The sequence below is a fragment of the Polaribacter sp. Hel1_33_96 genome, from assembly GCF_002846595.1.
Classification (GTDB): domain Bacteria; phylum Bacteroidota; class Bacteroidia; order Flavobacteriales; family Flavobacteriaceae; genus Polaribacter.
The window spans coordinates 2,070,011-2,086,716 of sequence record NZ_PJMV01000001.1; the positions used below are offsets into that span (position 1 = coordinate 2,070,011).

A 16,706-nucleotide genomic window follows, 5' to 3' on the forward strand; every position below is an offset into this window, starting at 1 on the left:
TAAAAAAGTATAACCCTTCTTGAAAAAAATCAGTAATTTACTTATCATTAATTTTAATTTTAACTCCTTGCTCAATATTTATTTTATTAAACCAACCTAAAATATTTTTATTTTGTCGTTGGTCCGCTACAGCATACATAACATCAGATTTTCTATAAGGCTTGCCTCCCCAATTAATATTTGTTTTTTCACCAGAAACTTCTTCTACTATTTTTGCCAATTCTTTTAAGTTGGTTCCTATACCTGTACCCAATTTAAACTCACTTGTATTAGGCAATATGTTTATGTTATCTATTAAGCTTAAGTAAAAATTAACTACATCATCTATGTGAATAAAATCTAACACTTGCTCTCCTAATGATAGTTGCAAAGGCTCTTTAGAATTGGTAGAATCAAAAATTAAATCTATTATTTTTTTTTGAGTATCAACACCCCCATAAATTGTATAGGGTACTACTGTTGTCTGTTTAAAATCATAAGCATTAGCATAATAGTCAACTATAGCTCTCGAAGCCGTTTTAGTTGCAGCATAAAAATAAGCGGGAAGTAATTCACCATCGCCTTTAAAATATTCAGCAAATGTTCCGGTATTTACAAATAATTTTAACTCATTTGTTTTTACAGCATCTAATATTTTTGACAAAAAAAGAATGTTAGTATCAACAAGTTTTTCAACATCTGTCCATTCATCCGAAGAAGTTAAATAGGATGCTAAATGAATTACAATTTCTGGTTTAAAAAATTTAATCTTTTGATTAAAATTAGCATCATTAACCTCAATTTTTTGTGTTTTATTTCCAAAAAAATCATCTGATTTAGATATACTTCTTGTAATTTCTAAAATATCATATTCATTTTCAATTAATTTTGGAATTAAGTGTTTACCAACAAATCCTGTACTTCCTGTTATTAAAATTCTTTTACACATACTAAAAAGGATTATTAATCATATACTCTTTAAAGGTTAAAAAATCAATATCTCGATTTGATAAAATTGGTGCTTCTAATTGCCAATTATAACCAAAGGAATCATATTTAATACCCATATCAGCATTGGCATTGTATTCTGTGGCTACATTATAAACTGTTATAGTGTTATCCTCCAAAGCCTTAAAACCATGAGCACAACCTTTTGGTATAAAAATTGACTTGTAATTGTTATCAGTTAATTCTACACTAAAATGTTTCATATAAGTTTCAGACTCTTTTCTTAAATCAAGTACAACATCCAATATTGCCCCTATGGGTACATAAACTAATTTTTCATGATCATGAGGGGGCATTTGAAAATGCATCCCTCTGATCACGTTTTTTTTACTTAAAGAAAAATAAGATTCTCTAATAGAAAATGGTATATTATTATTCTCAAAAGTTTCTTTGTTAAAGGTCTTTACAAAAAGTCCTCTTTCGTCAGAAGCATTGAAGTTGTTAATAATAAAAACACCTTCTAAAATAGTAGTTTCTAAAGTCATCAATTAAAAATTTAATCCAAAAAACTCTTCCATTTTTTCTACAACAAAATCAAGATGATCATTGGTTAAAGCTGGTTGAACTCCAATCCAAAAAGTGTCGTTCATTGTTTTATCCGTATGAGTAAGATCACCAACGATACGATATTCTACATCTTTAAAATAAGGTTGTTTTGTTAAGTTTCCTGCAAATAACAAACGGGATCCGATTTTATGTGTATCTAAAAACTTAGTAACGTCTACCCTAGTAGCTCCACAACCATCTTTTAACGTTATTGGAAAACCAAACCAAGAAGGATTGCTGTTTTCAGTAGCCACAGGCAAGTGAATAAACTCATTTACTGCTTGTAATTTTTCTCTTAAATAGGCATAATTTTCACGTCTTCTTGCAATGAAAAAATCTAATTTCTCCAACTGAGCCAAACCACAAGCAGCCTGCATGTCAGTAATTTTCAAATTATATCCAGAATGTGAATACACATATTTATGATCATAACCATAAGGTAAATCCCCGTGTTTTTGATCAAAGCGACAGCCACAAGTATTATCACATCCAGGTGGACAATAACAATCGCGTCCCCAATCTCTAAAAGATTCTGCAATCACTTTTAATTCAGGATTGTTCATAAAAACAGCACCACCTTCTCCCATGGTCATATGGTGAGCTGGATAAAAACTTAAAGTCCCTATATCTCCAAATGTCCCGCATTTTTGTCCATTGTATTCTGCTCCTAAAGCATCACAGGTATCTTCAATCAACCACAAATTGTATTTTTTACACAACTCTGTCACTTTCCCTAAATTAAAAGGATTCCCCAAAGCATGCGCTAACATAATTGCTTTGGTTTTAGGCGTAATCGCTGCTTCAATTAAATCGGCATTTATATTGTGTGTTTTGATGTCTACATCTACAAAAACAGGAATCGCTCCAAATTGAACAATTGGGTTTACTGTTGTAGGAAAACCTGCGGCTACTCCTATTACTTCATCTCCTTTTTTTATCGCTCTGTCTCCCAACTTTGGAGATGTTAGTGTACTAAATGCAACCAAATTAGCTGAAGATCCTGAATTTACAGATAAACAATATTTAACGCCTAAAAAAGCTGCTAATTTCTGTTCAAATTCGGTATTAAATCTTCCGGTGGTTAACCAACCATCTAAAGATGCTGACACCATATTCTGTAATTCCTCTTCTCCTAATAACTTTCCTGAAGGAGGAACCACTGTTTCCCCACCAATAAAAGGTTGCGGTTTGTATTGCTCTTCTGCATATTTAGAGACTAAACCTGCAATTTCTTTTCTTAAATTATCTAATTTTTGTTGTGATTCCATACTTATTTGTAGTAGTTATTAATTTCTTTTATACATTGATCTCTAACATCGGCTCCTTTAAGGAATTTTTGATGCCAATTAATTATTAATTTTAAAGATTCTTCTAAACTCCATTTTGGTTGCCATTTTAATTTATTAGCTGCTTTAGAACAATCTAATTTTAAAAAACCAGCTTCATGAGGATTGTTGGCTTTGTCTAACTCCCAACTAGCTCCATTTCCCCATTGTGCTACCATTTTATCTAAAATCCAATTTACAGGTTTACATCCATCGTCTTTTGGTCCGAAATTCCAGCCTCCTGCAAGCTCGTCTCCTTTTTCATATAATTGTTGTGCAAGTACTAAATATCCTGAAAGTGGTTCTAACACATGTTGCCACGGTCTCGTAGATAAAGGATTTCTAATAACTACCGGTTCAGATTTTTCAAAAGCATTTAAAATATCCGGAATTAAGCGATCGTCTGCCCAATCTCCACCGCCAATTACATTTCCTGCTCTCGCCGAAGCTAGAGACGCCGAATTTTCCGTGTTAAAAAAAGAACGTCTGTAAGCCGAAGTTACCAATTCTGCGCAGCCTTTACTACTGCTATATGGATCATGTCCTCCCATAGGCTCATTTTCACGATATGCCCAATCCCATTCTTTGTTCTCGTAACACTTGTCGGTTGTAACTGAAACAATTGATTTTAGATTAGGGCATTTCCTTGCCGCTTCTAATACATGAACAGTACCAATAACATTGGTCGTATACGTATTTACAGGCTCTTGATAAGAAAGCCTTACCAATGGTTGCGCTGCCATATGAATTAAAACATCTGGATTAAAAACAGTCATGCTCTCTGCTATCTGAGCTTCGTTTCTAATATCTCCAATTTCTGTCTCCATATTTTCAGCTACACCCGCTTCTGTAAAAAGATTTGGTGTCGTGTTAGGCTCAAGAGAATATCCTTTTACAACTGCACCCATCGACTGCAACCATAAAGACAACCACGCCCCCTTAAATCCAGTGTGCCCTGTTAAAAAAACACGTTTATCACTCCAAAATGAAGCAGCTACTTTTCCTTTTGTTACTTCCATAGTTTCCAAGGCGCTTTATTAGTATCCCATAATTCTTCCAAATGCGTTTTATCTCTTAAAGTATCCATAGGTTGCCAAAATCCATTGTGTTTAAATGCCATTAATTGATTGTCTGCTGCCAATCCTTTTAAAGGTTCCTGCTCCCAAACTGTTTTATCGTTTTCAATACGATCAATAACTTTAGGAGACAATACAAAAAAGCCACCATTAATCAAAGCACCATCTCCTCTTGGCTTCTCTTGAAAACGTTTAACTTCTCCATCAACAATCTCTAAGGCTCCAAACCTTCCTGGAGGAAACGTAGCTGTTAATGTAGCATCTTTTCCATGCGCTTTATGAAATTTAAGCAGTTCTTTTATGTCAACATCCGCAACGCCATCTCCATAGGTAAAACAAAAACTCTCTTCTCCTTCTAAATAGGGTGCAACTCGTTTTAATCTTCCGCCCGTCATAGATTCATCCCCTGTATCAATTAAGGTAACCGTCCATGGCTCTGCTCTTTTCTCATGAATAATCATTTTATTACCCTTCATGTCAAAAGTCAAATCGGATTGGTGTTTGAAATAATTGGCAAAATATTCTTTTATTACATATCCTTTATAACCACAACAAATAATAAAATCATTGATTCCATAATGAGAATAAGTCTTCATAATATGCCATAAAATTGGTTTTCCGCCTACTTCAACCATTGGTTTTGGCTTTGAAACTGTTTCCTCACTTAATCGCGTTCCTAAACCACCTGCTAAAATTACTGCTTTCATATTTGCTTTTTTAATTTGTTTCTACAAAGGCATCTGAAAAGAAATTACTTTCCGACAACCTGTTTTTTATAAATACCTCTTTTGCAGCTTGTATCATTTCATTAGAGCCACAAGCATAGACTTGCGTAAGCTCTAAATCGATAGTACTTCTTAAAACTGCATCTTGTACATATCCTTGGTCTCCAAACCAATCTTCTTTTTGACGAGAAAGTACTGGGATATAATTGACTTCTATATTTTTATTTTCAAAGTTGGGCTCCCAAAATAAATCCTCTTTATATCGCGCACCCACAAAAACCCAAAACTTTTTATGTTTAAAATCAGAAGCAGACTCTTGAATGTTCTCAAGGATTGCTTTGATAGGCGCAATCCCTGTACCTGTTGCTAAAAAAATGATATTTTCATAGTTAGATTCTCTTAGAAAAAAAGAACCTAAAGGACCTTCCATTCGTAATAAATCGTTCTCCTTAGCTTCCTCGAACCAATACTGACTCATCAATCCCTTTTCATATTTTTTGATAAAGAACTCCAAGCTTGTTTTTTCTTTAAAGGCATTGGCTACTGAATAACTTCTTTTAAGGTTTCCTTTGATTAAATTGACATATTGTCCAGAATTGTATTTAAGATTGGCATTCGGAGGTAATCTTAAACTGACTTTGATCACATCGTGTGTAAGTTTTTGAATCGATTGAATTTTGGCCGGTACAATTTTCTTTTCGTACAAGGTAACATTACCCAGATCTTCAACGTCTAGCATTAAGTCAGTCGTTGGTATTGCATTACATGAAAGTGCAAAATTTTGTCGTTTCTCATCATCAGATAACACCAAATCATCAAATTTATCTTTTGTAGCACCTTCAGCAATTTTAACAACACAACTTCTACATCTTGCTGTTAAACAACTGTGTTCTAAAAATATTCCAGCCGATTTTGCCGCTTCAAAAATGGTTGTAGTTGAATCGCAAATAAAGGTTTTATTGTTTTTTAATTCTATTTTGAACATTGTAATCTATTATTGTTATTCTATTGTTACATTTTATAAAAATGATTAGCTTAACAACTAATAAAATTTATTACTACTTCTATTAGTACCATTTTCATATTCCATCTGTTTTACTATTTTACACAAATTCTTACGTATTATAATACTGTTCATTATTGTATTATAAAAAAATATAAGTTACACTTTTAAACACCTTAAATTAATTTGCAATATCAATCACATTAGACTATTCGAAGGAAAAAGATTATAAGTGATATTAAAGATTAACTAGATCAATATTCAACTAAAATTTACTACCTCGTTAATTAAAGACTGCACGTGTTATGATATTTCTTAAAATCCAAAAATTGTGTAGTTTAAGATTTGTACCCTGTATAAATCATTTCAAATTTATTCAGTAAATAATATTTATTGTAATAGTAAAATATTATTGCTTATTATAAAGATAACAGTTAATGTCTTTAAATTTTTCTAAAATAATGATTCAAAATAGGAAATTGTTTTTCCAAGTCCTTCCTCTAGCTCTATCTTCGGCTGCCACCCCTTTAATTTTTCTTTTGCTAGAGAAATCTCTGGCTGCCGTTGTTTTGGATCATCTTGTGGCAAAGGCATATGAATAATGGTGGATTTTGAATTTGTCAAACGAATGACTGCTTGTGCCAGTTCTAACATGGTAAATTCATTCGGATTTCCGAGATTCACAGGTCCTAAAAATGAAGGTTCTGATGCCATCATACGAATCATACCTTCTACCAAATCATCTACATATTGAAAGGAACGTGTCTGCAAGCCGTCTCCAAATATCGTAATGTTCTCTCCTCTTAATGCTTGCATGATAAAATTAGAAACCACGCGCCCATCTGAAGGGTTCATATTTGGACCATACGTATTAAAAATTCTAATAATCTTAATCGCTACCTTATTTTGAATGTGATAATCCATAAATAAGGTCTCAGCACAGCGCTTCCCTTCATCATAACAAGAACGAATGCCAATCGGATTGACATTTCCCCAATAACTTTCTGGTTGCGGATGCACTGAAGGATCTCCATACACTTCACTGGTACTTGCTTGTAAAATTTTAGCCCCTACACGCTTTGCCAAACCTAAGGTGTTAATAGCACCCATTACAGAGGTCTTCATTGTTTTTATGGGATTAAATTGGTAATGCACTGGAGAAGCCGGACAGGCTAAATTATAAATTTCATCTACTTCCGCATAATAGGGTTCTGTAATATCATGACGCACCATTTCAAAGTAAGGATTGTCCAATAATTTTAGTATGTTTTTTTTATCTCCTGTAAAATAATTATCCAAGCACAGCACCTCATTCCCTTCGTTTAATAAACGTTTACATAAATGTGAACCCACAAAACCAGCACCTCCTGTTATTAATATTTTCTTCATATTCTTATTTTACTTAATTAAACATAAAATAGATCTTTATTAAATTTATTATTTACCTATTCCTTTTACTTGAAAACCAATGGAAGTCAATTTCTTAATATCCAAAATATTACGACCATCAAACACAAAAGCTGGCTTATACATATTGGTATAAATAGCTTTCCAGTCATAACTTTCAAATTCATCCCACTCCGTTAACACTGCCACCGCATGTGCCTCATGGACTACCTCCATTGGGTTTGTATAGACAAATATTTGAGCTAACTTTTGATTTATTTTCTCCTCAGTTAAACCCTTCAACTCCCATACATAACGCATGTCAGCTGTGATTTTACTTTCAGATACTTTTGGGTCGTATACATGGATTTCTGCACCGTCTTCTATTAAGTGTTCGGCTACATAAATAGCAGCAGACTCCCTCGTATCATTGGTGTCTTTTTTAAAGGCCCAACCTAAGAACGCTATTTTCTTGCCATTTACCGTATTAAATAATGTGGTGATGATACTTTTAGCAAAACGATATTTTTGATAATCGTTCATAATAATTACCTGTTCCCAGTAATTGGCAACTTCCGGCAAATTAAAATGACGACATAAATATACTAGATTTAAAATGTCTTTTTGAAAACAAGAACCTCCAAAACCAACAGAGGCTTTTAAAAACTTAGGACCAATACGACTATCTGTGCCAATTGCATGCGCTACTTCATCAACATCAGCCTCTGTAGCTTCACACAAAGCAGATAAGGCATTGATAGAAGAAATACGCTGTGCTAGAAAAGCATTTGCAGTTAATTTTGATAATTCGGAAGACCAAACATTAGTCGTTAATATTTGTTTCGGACTTAACCAATTTGAATACACATCTACCAAAGATTGTATCGCAACTTGTCCGCTTGGTGTTTGTTGCCCACCAATCAAGACCCTGTCTGCATTTAATAAATCGTCAATGGCAGTGCCTTCCGCCAAAAATTCGGGATTGGATAATACTTCAAAATGCACACCATTTCCATTGCTATCCAAAATAGTTTGTAGTGTTTCTGCTGTGCGCACTGGTAAGGTGGATTTTTCAACGATGATTTTGTCGGTAGTTGCTACTTCCGCAATTTGCCGTGCACAGAGCTCTACAAATTTTAAATCAGCCGCCATTCCCTTTCCTTCACCATAGGTTTTGGTGGGTGTATTTACAGCAATAAAAATCATATCTGCTGCTGCAATAGCTGCATCCACATCCGTTGAGAAAAATAAATTTTTTCCACGTGCCTGACCTACGACTTCTGCCAATCCTGGTTCGTATACAGGTAATTTCTCTAAGTCTTCATCATTCCAAGCAGCAATACGAGCTGCATTTAAATCGACTACCGTTACTTTTATTTCAGGACTTTTTAAAGCGATTACTGACATGGTGGGTCCACCAACGTAGCCTGCTCCTAAGCAACAAATATTTGTGATTTTTTTCATATTATTTGGTTATTTTAATTATTCCTACTGAGTAAGCTTGCACGGATACATAATGACTAGTCACAACAGCTGAATTCGATTTATTTTTTTATAACACTTTACTTCGCTTAAATTAAAATTTCAAAAGTTATTCTTATCAAATCAACATCATCTTTCATTAAAAACATAGCTACTTGCATCATGTCCTTTACTTCAATGTTCGTTGTTCGATGGACGAGAATCGATTGACGAATTTGTTGTTCGATGTTTAATCTTCGTTGTTCGTTGTTCGTTGTTCGTTGTTCGTTGTTCGTTGTTCGTTGTTCGTTGTTCGTTGTTTAACTAAAAAATAGTAGAAAAACCTCCCCTTATTACATTTTTACTATTCTATTCATCCAGTGTTCTCAAGAAATTTTTAAGTGATATAGTCATAAAGATAAATGTATGTTTGCTAAAAAATATTCGCTAAAATTTAACAGTTTTCCACGGCTTCGCTCTGTCAGTCCCATTTCTACTAACTTTTTTTGAATAATTCTGTGCAAACCTACTAAATTAGCACTATAACTGGCTTAAATAAGCAACAATTTATCACTTCAAAGATTATTATTATTATACTCTAAAAAATATACGGTGTAATCTATTAATTCGAGAATTTAACCTTTATAATTCTACTGAAATCTAAAATTTTACTGCATAATCTAAGGTTTAATTCATCTGCTTTTTTAAACATAGCTTCTTTAATTTAACTGAAATACGTTCTGTGATTATTTTTGCAAATCCCTATTTACATGCAAACCAATCGGTTTGGTTACTTATGAAATCGACTCGTTTTATTTTAGCTACTATAACAATTGCTCTAATTCGCTAAAATCTATAGGAAAATTGCTCTGCATCTAATTCACTATAATTTTAAACTAGTGAAGTCCTTGAACGGCTTCGCCCTTTCAGTCACATTTTACTGCAATTCTTGTATTTAATTTTATTAAAAAAAACCTCTACGCCTTAGAAGTAGCCAGTAACTTTTATGAGCTCTTTAATCTTCTTACTCTCTTTTATAAAAAGTCTTTTACTATTTTATAAGTTTCTGTTGAGCGTAATTTTCATTCCCAAATCTGGCAATAAAAGCAGTACTCTGTTTTTACTTATTTCTTCAACAAAACCTTCCTTCCCCTCAAAAACACCACTGGACACTTTCATTCGATCGCCGCGTCGTAAACCTTCTACCTTTGCCTCCACCGTTTGATTTGACAGCCATGCTTTCATTACAACAATCTCCTCATCCCGAACAATCGCTGGTTTTTCTAACCAATATACATATCGAACAATGCCAGGAACCTCAAATACAGCTTCACGATCTCTTTCTTTTAACTGAACAAATACATAGGAGCTCATCAGTGGCACTTCGACCTTTTTTTTACGATCGGACCATTGCCGAATTTGATTTATCATCGGGCAGTACACAGTAATGCCCATCTTTTCTAACTCCAGGGCAACCTTCTTTTCTTGTCGAGATTTTGTATAAATTACAAACCAATTCATTCGTCTAGATTTTTTTAAGCCAACAATTTTTAACTCTTAGTTCGTATTTAGACAACTTCCTATGTAAACAATATTTTTACCTAATTCTTTATTCTGTTCGGTTACTATGTCACTAAGCCAACAGTATTTAAGGTGACATACTTTTCACCTTTTATATACCAATCTTTTTTAGTTAATTTCAGATTAGGTCCGTATCTATTTTACTCAGCCTGTTTCCATATTTCATGACCTGCTTTTAACAGCACCAAATCTTTTTGCATTAACGTAACATCACCGGCCATCATATCTTTTACCAAAGAAGCCAAGTCATGCTCTGGAATCCAACCTAATTTATTTTTAGCCTTCGAAGGGTCTCCAATTAACAAATCGACCTCTGTAGGTCTAAAATAAGATGGGTCAACCGATAAAACTTCCTTCCCTATTGGTATCTGAAAATCATTATGATTACATGCCGTAACAAAAGCTTTTTCTTCTACTCCCCTTCCTTTAAACTCTAATTCGATACCTACTTCCCCAAAAGCCATACGAACAAAGTCTCTTACGGTAGTCGTTACTCCTGTTGCAATTACCCAGTCCTCTGGCTGGTCTGCTTGTAAAATCATCCACATCATTCGTACATAATCTTTCGCATGCCCCCAATCACGTTTGGCTTCTAAATTTCCTAGAAACACTTTTTCTTGCAGTCCTAATGCTATTTTTGCAACTGCACGGGTTATTTTTCTTGTTACAAAAGTCTCCCCTCTTCTTGGTGACTCATGATTAAATAAGATTCCGTTACAAGCAAACATATTGTATGCTTCACGATAGTTTTTAGTGATCCAAAATCCGTATATCTTCGCTACTCCATAAGGAGATCGTGGGTAAAACGGCGAAGATTCATCATAAAAACCTTTTTCATTTTTATTTTCTGGCATCCCTCCATATAATTCGGACGTTGATGCTTGATAAATTCTTGTTTTCTTTTCTAAACCTAAGATTCGTACTGCTTCTAATATCCGTAAAGTTCCCAGTCCATCAACATTCCCTACGTATTCAGGCGTATCAAAAGAAACAGCAACATGAGACATTGCTCCTAGATTGTAGATCTCGTCTGGTTGACATTCTTGGATGATACGTGTCAGGTTCATTGCATCCGTTAAATCTCCATAATGCAACTTTAATCTTTGATCTGGATCATGTGGATCTTGGTAGAGATGATCTATTCTGTTTGTATTAAACAGGGATGATCTCCGCTTGATACCATGCACCATATACCCCTTTTCCAAGAGCAATTCTGCTAAATAAGAACCATCTTGTCCTGTAATTCCTGTAATTAATGCTACTTTCATAGTTTTTCGTTTGTTCGTTTTTAAACGGTTAAATGTTTAGGTGGTTAAAAGTTTAATTGTTAAAAAACTTAGTAGTAACCCATAACAGATACCATATTGTTTCGTTGTTCGTTGTTCGTTTTAACGGTTAAAAGTTTAAGTGGTTAAAAGTTTAGTAGTAACCCATAACAGATACCATATTGTTTCGTTGTTCGTTATTCGTTATTCGTTTTTAAACGGTTAAATGTTTAGTTGGTTAGTTGGTTAGGGTTTAGTTAGTGATTAGTCTAAACGCTAAACTTCTAAGCTCCAAACTTATATTTATACTTTATTTTGGTTAGGGTTTAAAGGTTAGAGATTAGTTAGTTACTCTAAACTTCTAAACTTTATTTACATTTTCTTCTTTAACGTTTTATTATTATTTATCTGAAATTTATAAAGGGCATTCAGTTTCCTAAGTATTGTATCTAAATCTACTCTTAACGTAGTATATTTTTCTCTATTAATATATTCCATATCCAAAGCTGTGTTCAAATGGTCTATAGTTTCCAAACCAGAAGCATAAGAGATATTTGTAAAATGTGCTTGGTCAAAATTTGAAGATCTACCAGAGCCCTCCGCTAAATTAGCTGAAATACTCGCAGATGCCCTATTCATTTGACTTATTAAATCAAAACGTTCCTCTTTTGGAAATAATGAACTCATTTTTTTTATGTCTATTTTAAATTTGCGTGCCGCTTGATATACATCTAGTTTTTCAAATGAATATATTTTATAGCTCAAACTTATTTTTTTTATTTTTTTATTGGTTACTTGCTTGTTTAATTGTTTAATTGTTTAAAATAAAACCTCTAAACCCTAAACACATAATCCCTAAACATCTAATCTCTAACCCTCTAAACACATAACCCTCTAAACACATAAACCCTAAACCTCGAAACACCTAAACCCCTAAACACATAACCCCTAAACCCACTCACATCCTACATCTTCACTTCCTTAAAACTCCCTATATTCTCTAAATACCAATCGTAGGTTTTCTCAATCCCTTCATTTAATTCTGTCGAATATTGCCATCCAATAGACTTCATCTTTGAAACATCCATTAATTTTCTTGGTGTTCCATCTGGTTTTTCCGTATCCCAAATAATTTGACCTTGGTGGCCTATTACGTTCTGAATTGTTTCTGCCAGCTCTCTAATCGTAATGTCTTTCCCTGAACCCACATTGTATAAATATTCTGGCAACTCATTTTCCAAAGCATACACGACCGCTTCTGCCATGTCATCTACAAATAAAAACTCTCGCATTGGAGTTCCACTGCCCCATAACACTACATCGGCATGGTTATTTTCTTTTGCTTCATGAAACTTACGAATCATTGCTGGCAACACATGAGAAGTTTGCAAGTCAAAATTATCATAATGACCATACAAATTGGTAGGCATTAAGCTTACATAATCTTTGTTGAATTGCTTCCGAATCGCCTGACAAAGTTTTACACCTGTAATCTTTGCAATGGCATACCATTCATTGGTAGGCTCTAATGAGTCTGTTAATAAGTATTCTTCTTTTAAAGGTTGTGGTGCAAATTTTGGATAAATACAAGAGCTCCCTAAAAACACAAATTTCTCAATTCCTGCTTTTAAAGCACTATCAATTAAATTATTCTGAATTTGCATATTCTCCATCAAAAATTGATAGGGAAAATCGTTGTTTGCCAAAATACCACCCACTCTTGCGGCAGCATCAATAATGGCTACTGGTTTTTCTTTTTGAAGAAAATCTAAAACGGCTTGTTGATTTTTTAAATCTAATTCTTTGCTGGTTCTACCTATTAAGTTGGTGTATCCTTTTTTTTCTAATGATCTGCACACCGCAGAACCCACCATACCTCTATGTCCTGCAATATAAATTTTGGTATTTTTCTCCATAAAAAGGTTTACTTACTTTTTTTACTATTGGCGTTTTCTATTTCTTGTACTTCTTTGCGCAATCCGCTGCTAGAAAAACGGTGTTCTCTTTTATTGTAAAAAAGTTTGATGCCCGATTGCTCGCAGTATTCACGACCTGTAAAGGGTTTGTGTGCATATTCATCACCCACAATACGCACATCAATTTTAAAAGAACGCAATACGTCTTCTAAATCTTGCTCTGTTGCATACGGCACAATCTCATCTACATATTTACAGCCTTTTAATTGGATGTATCGCTCTACTACAGATTGAACCGGCATATTTTTTTCTGGACGATCTAAAGTAGGGTCGGTTTGTAAACCACAAATTAAGTAATCGCATTCTTGTTTCGCATCTTCTAACATTTTAACATGTCCTGCATGAAACAAATCAAAAGCACTAAAAGTGATTCCTACTTTCATAAAATTTATTGTTTATTTAATAGCCAAGAAGAAGATTGGATCTTGTCTCCTAAACCATCAATTAGTTGAATGTTTAATTCTTTACAAATAGGTGCTTCCGGAATGGAGTTGTTATCCTGATCTCCTCCGTTAGCGAAACCTAGTTCGTATTCGGCTCCGTACGTTTCAAATAGCGTGCGAATCGATTCGCAGACCGTTCTGTCTTGGTCTACAGAAATCATCGCCTTGTCTACGGCTTTGATATTCTGTACAATAAATAAACGTTCGGCTTCTTTTTGAAATTCTTTTGAACCTTTGAGTCCTCTTTGCAAATCGCTATTCACAATTACAAAAAGCTCATGTGCTAACTCTTTAGCATTATTAAAATACTCTAAATGTCCTTTGTGAATAGGATTAAAATATCCTGATACAATAATTGCTTTTTTCTTCATGATTTATTTTTGGCAAAGATAGCTATATTTGTTTATTTTAAAAAGGGATGCTTAACCCCTGCAGTACTTATTGTTAAATTCCTAATATCATGCACTATATTTATAGATTTCTCAGAATCTTCAAGTCCAAAACCATTTCCTTTCAAAATTTGCTTGTAACTTTTTGTATGCAAATCTGTAAAACCGGCGCTAAATTCTAGTTCTTGCGCATCAATCGTAATGGAACGAAAAGTTCTTTGTTCTTTCTCTTTTATAAATTCCGGCAAATCATTTTCATCAATAGACAAGAACCAACGCACTCTGGCATTGTTAAACTCTAAATATCCAGCAGCTTTATTTTTCTCTCTTACATGCACGATATTCTCTTGCACATCCCCAAAAATCCAAGACAACATGTCGTAAAAATGAACTCCTATATTGGTGGCAATTCCACCAGATTTGCTTTCATTGCCTTTCCAAGAAACATCATACCACTTCCCTCTTGATGTGATATAGGTTAAATCTACCTCGTATTTTTCTTTTTTATGTTCAGCAGCTACTTTATTTTTTAAGGCAATAATACTTGGATGCAGCCTTAATTGTAAAATAGTATGTATCTTTTGACCAGATTCCTTTTCAATATCTTTTAAAGCCTCTACATTCCATGGATTTAAAACTAAAGGTTTTTCACAAATTGCATCTGCTCCTCTTCTTAACGCCATTCTAATATGTGCATCATGTAGATAATTTGGCGTACAAATACTTACATAATCTAAAGAAACTCCGGCTCTTTTTAATTTTTCTATATGACGGTCAAAACGTTCGAATTCAACAAAAAAGTTGGCATTTGGAAAATAACTATCTAGTATCCCCACACTATCAAACTTATCTAAGGCAGCAATTAATTGATTATTTGTTTCTTTAATCGCTTTTAAATGTCTTGGTGCAATATATCCTGCAGCCCCTATTAATGCAAAATTTTTCATTATAAACTTTTATCTTTAATTGCTAAAAAATTTTTGATATCATACACCACAGCTTCTTTGTTCTTCAATTGTACAATATCAATATTTTTAAACTCTTTATGCGCTACTGCTAGTACAATAACGTCATATTTCTTGCTGTACACTTCATCAATTAAATCGATATCATACACCTCTTTTACTTCTTCTTTTTTAGCCCAAGGATCATAAACATCCGCTTGAAGCCCATAGCTTTCTAGCGCAAGATATAAATCAATTACTTTTGTATTTCTGATGTCTGGACAATTTTCTTTAAAGGTAATCCCTAAAATTAAAACCGAAGCTCTTTTCACCTTCAACTCTTTATCAATCATCAACTTGACTACTTCAGAAGCAATATGATGCCCCATACTGTCATTTAACCTTCTTCCAGAAAGAATAATTTCTGGATAATAACCATATTGCTGGGCTTTTTGAGCTAAATAAAAAGGATCAACACCAATACAATGACCACCAACCAAACCGGGTTTAAACGGAAGAAAATTCCATTTGGTAGAGGCTGCCTCTAAAACTTCGCTGGTGTTAATATCCATTAAACTAAATATTTTTGACAATTCATTTACAAAAGCAATATTGATATCTCGTTGACAATTTTCTATTATCTTTGAAGCCTCTGCAACCTTTATAGAAGGTGCTAAATGGGTACCTGCGTTTATCACAGATTTATACAGCGCATCTACTTTTTTGGCTGTTTCAATCGTAGAACCTGAAGTAACTTTTAAAATATTTTCTACAGTTCTCACCTTGTCTCCAGGACTAATTCTTTCGGGGGAATAGCCTACAAAAAAATCTTTATTGAAAACTAAATTCGATTCTTTTTTTAAAACAGGAATGCAATCTTCTTCAGTAGCTCCGGGATAAACAGTTGATTCATAAATGACAATGTCGTTTTTTTGCAAGTATTTCGCAATGGTTTTACTCGCAGAAAGTAATGGTTTTAATACAGGTTGATTGTTTTTATCTACCGAAGTGGGAACTGTAACAATATAATAATTGCAATCTTGCAAAAATTCTGAATCAGCCGTAATAAAAAGACCAACTTCAGGATTAGAATCATTGGTAAGAACTTCTTTTAGCAAACTGTCATCCACTTCTTGCGTAAAGTCTGTTCCCTTTTTTAAATCTGCAACTCTATTCAAATTGATATCAAAACCAACAACCGCATATTTTGTTGCAAAGAGCCTAGCAAGTGGCAAGCCGACATAACCAAGCCCAATAATTCCTATTTTAATTTTACTCACAAATTATATATTTTGAGAATGTAAATTTACAAAAAAGGTTTTTTATGAGATGTATGAAATCATTTTTAAAAATTTAATGCTTTTAATACAAATCTAATTACCAAAAATAAGATATGCCAGAATTATATTTCGGAATTGGTAAAAGCGCTCCTACCAATCGGCCGGTTAAGTTTTGGAATAACAGAAGCATAAAAATACTGGAGGAAAAGAAACAAAACCATGATTTAGAATGACGATAACCAAATATACTTCCTCTTAATCGAGCTAAAAATAATACGAGATATGATTTCAACAGATGTATGCTAAACTTCCTAAAAAC

General features: G+C 33.6%; 16 protein-coding genes. All 16 read right to left on the reverse strand.

The window, feature by feature from the left end; genetic code table 11:
* Positions 1 to 37: 37 nt before the first annotated feature.
* Complete coding sequence (locus tag ATE90_RS09045; protein ID WP_101451303.1) at positions 38 to 928, reverse strand: NAD-dependent epimerase/dehydratase family protein; 891 nt, start codon at positions 926 to 928, stop codon at positions 38 to 40.
* A gap of 1 nt (position 929) precedes the next feature.
* Positions 930 to 1,472: a dTDP-4-dehydrorhamnose 3,5-epimerase family protein gene (locus ATE90_RS09050; protein WP_172824248.1), complete on the reverse strand. Its 543-nt coding sequence runs from the start codon at positions 1,470 to 1,472 to the stop codon at positions 930 to 932.
* Between the two features lie 3 nt (positions 1,473 to 1,475).
* Complete coding sequence (gene rfbH / locus ATE90_RS09055) at positions 1,476 to 2,801, reverse strand: lipopolysaccharide biosynthesis protein RfbH (RefSeq protein WP_101451304.1); 1,326 nt, start codon at positions 2,799 to 2,801, stop codon at positions 1,476 to 1,478.
* Positions 2,802 to 2,803: 2 nt separating this feature from the next.
* Positions 2,804 to 3,877: a CDP-glucose 4,6-dehydratase gene (rfbG, locus tag ATE90_RS09060; RefSeq protein ID WP_101451531.1), complete on the reverse strand. Its 1,074-nt coding sequence runs from the start codon at positions 3,875 to 3,877 to the stop codon at positions 2,804 to 2,806.
* Entirely contained in the window at positions 3,868 to 4,641 is a 774-nt protein-coding gene (gene rfbF / locus ATE90_RS09065) for a glucose-1-phosphate cytidylyltransferase (protein ID WP_101451305.1), read from the reverse strand. The genes rfbG and rfbF overlap by 10 nt, the downstream gene beginning before the upstream one ends.
* Positions 4,642 to 4,651: 10 nt before the next feature.
* Complete coding sequence (locus ATE90_RS09070) at positions 4,652 to 5,644, reverse strand: FAD-binding oxidoreductase (protein ID WP_101451306.1); 993 nt, start codon at positions 5,642 to 5,644, stop codon at positions 4,652 to 4,654.
* Positions 5,645 to 6,115: 471 nt separating this feature from the next.
* Positions 6,116 to 7,051, reverse strand: a complete 936-nt coding sequence (locus tag ATE90_RS09075) for a UDP-glucuronic acid decarboxylase family protein (protein ID WP_101451307.1) — start codon at positions 7,049 to 7,051, stop codon at positions 6,116 to 6,118.
* 48 nt (positions 7,052 to 7,099) lie between these two features.
* The gene (locus tag ATE90_RS09080) at positions 7,100 to 8,512 is read right to left on the reverse strand and encodes a nucleotide sugar dehydrogenase (protein WP_101451308.1); all 1,413 of its coding nucleotides are present in this window, start codon (positions 8,510 to 8,512) and stop codon (positions 7,100 to 7,102) included.
* A 1,053-nt stretch (positions 8,513 to 9,565) separates the two neighbouring features.
* The gene (locus ATE90_RS09085) at positions 9,566 to 10,030 is read right to left on the reverse strand and encodes a UpxY family transcription antiterminator (RefSeq protein WP_101451309.1); all 465 of its coding nucleotides are present in this window, start codon (positions 10,028 to 10,030) and stop codon (positions 9,566 to 9,568) included.
* 200 nt (positions 10,031 to 10,230) lie between these two features.
* Positions 10,231 to 11,358: a GDP-mannose 4,6-dehydratase gene (gmd, locus tag ATE90_RS09090; RefSeq protein ID WP_101451310.1), complete on the reverse strand. Its 1,128-nt coding sequence runs from the start codon at positions 11,356 to 11,358 to the stop codon at positions 10,231 to 10,233.
* Positions 11,359 to 11,727: 369 nt separating this feature from the next.
* Positions 11,728 to 12,120, reverse strand: coding sequence for a four helix bundle protein (locus ATE90_RS09095; RefSeq protein ID WP_200879720.1), 393 nt, complete (start codon positions 12,118 to 12,120; stop codon positions 11,728 to 11,730).
* Between the two features lie 200 nt (positions 12,121 to 12,320).
* On the reverse strand, positions 12,321 to 13,271 hold the full coding sequence (locus ATE90_RS09100; protein WP_101451311.1) for a GDP-L-fucose synthase family protein: 951 nt from the start codon (positions 13,269 to 13,271) through the stop codon (positions 12,321 to 12,323).
* Between the two features lie 8 nt (positions 13,272 to 13,279).
* Positions 13,280 to 13,714, reverse strand: coding sequence for an adenylyltransferase/cytidyltransferase family protein (locus tag ATE90_RS09105; protein ID WP_101451312.1), 435 nt, complete (start codon positions 13,712 to 13,714; stop codon positions 13,280 to 13,282).
* Positions 13,715 to 13,719: 5 nt separating this feature from the next.
* Positions 13,720 to 14,145 (reverse strand): adenylyltransferase/cytidyltransferase family protein, encoded by a 426-nt coding sequence (locus ATE90_RS09110; RefSeq protein ID WP_101451313.1) that lies wholly within the window; start codon positions 14,143 to 14,145, stop codon positions 13,720 to 13,722.
* 32 nt (positions 14,146 to 14,177) lie between these two features.
* The gene (locus ATE90_RS09115; RefSeq protein WP_101451314.1) at positions 14,178 to 15,110 is read right to left on the reverse strand and encodes a Gfo/Idh/MocA family oxidoreductase; all 933 of its coding nucleotides are present in this window, start codon (positions 15,108 to 15,110) and stop codon (positions 14,178 to 14,180) included.
* Positions 15,110 to 16,387: a nucleotide sugar dehydrogenase gene (locus tag ATE90_RS09120; RefSeq protein WP_101451315.1), complete on the reverse strand. Its 1,278-nt coding sequence runs from the start codon at positions 16,385 to 16,387 to the stop codon at positions 15,110 to 15,112. Before ATE90_RS09120 ends, ATE90_RS09115 begins: the two co-directional genes overlap by 1 nt.
* Positions 16,388 to 16,706 lie beyond the last annotated feature (319 nt).

Coding starts and splice junctions, on each gene's coding strand:
- ATE90_RS09045 (WP_101451303.1), bottom strand. CDS start 928: ATGTGTAAAAGAATTTTAATAACAGGAAGTACAGGATTTGTTGGTAAA.
- ATE90_RS09050 (WP_172824248.1), bottom strand. CDS start 1,472: ATGACTTTAGAAACTACTATTTTAGAAGGTGTTTTTATTATTAACAAC.
- rfbH (WP_101451304.1), bottom strand. CDS start 2,801: ATGGAATCACAACAAAAATTAGATAATTTAAGAAAAGAAATTGCAGGT.
- rfbG (WP_101451531.1), bottom strand. CDS start 3,877: ATGGAAGTAACAAAAGGAAAAGTAGCTGCTTCATTTTGGAGTGATAAA.
- rfbF (WP_101451305.1), bottom strand. CDS start 4,641: ATGAAAGCAGTAATTTTAGCAGGTGGTTTAGGAACGCGATTAAGTGAG.
- ATE90_RS09070 (WP_101451306.1), bottom strand. CDS start 5,644: ATGTTCAAAATAGAATTAAAAAACAATAAAACCTTTATTTGCGATTCA.
- ATE90_RS09075 (WP_101451307.1), bottom strand. CDS start 7,051: ATGAAGAAAATATTAATAACAGGAGGTGCTGGTTTTGTGGGTTCACAT.
- ATE90_RS09080 (WP_101451308.1), bottom strand. CDS start 8,512: ATGAAAAAAATCACAAATATTTGTTGCTTAGGAGCAGGCTACGTTGGT.
- ATE90_RS09085 (WP_101451309.1), bottom strand. CDS start 10,030: ATGAATTGGTTTGTAATTTATACAAAATCTCGACAAGAAAAGAAGGTT.
- gmd (WP_101451310.1), bottom strand. CDS start 11,358: ATGAAAGTAGCATTAATTACAGGAATTACAGGACAAGATGGTTCTTAT.
- ATE90_RS09100 (WP_101451311.1), bottom strand. CDS start 13,271: ATGGAGAAAAATACCAAAATTTATATTGCAGGACATAGAGGTATGGTG.
- ATE90_RS09105 (WP_101451312.1), bottom strand. CDS start 13,714: ATGAAAGTAGGAATCACTTTTAGTGCTTTTGATTTGTTTCATGCAGGA.
- ATE90_RS09110 (WP_101451313.1), bottom strand. CDS start 14,145: ATGAAGAAAAAAGCAATTATTGTATCAGGATATTTTAATCCTATTCAC.
- ATE90_RS09115 (WP_101451314.1), bottom strand. CDS start 15,110: ATGAAAAATTTTGCATTAATAGGGGCTGCAGGATATATTGCACCAAGA.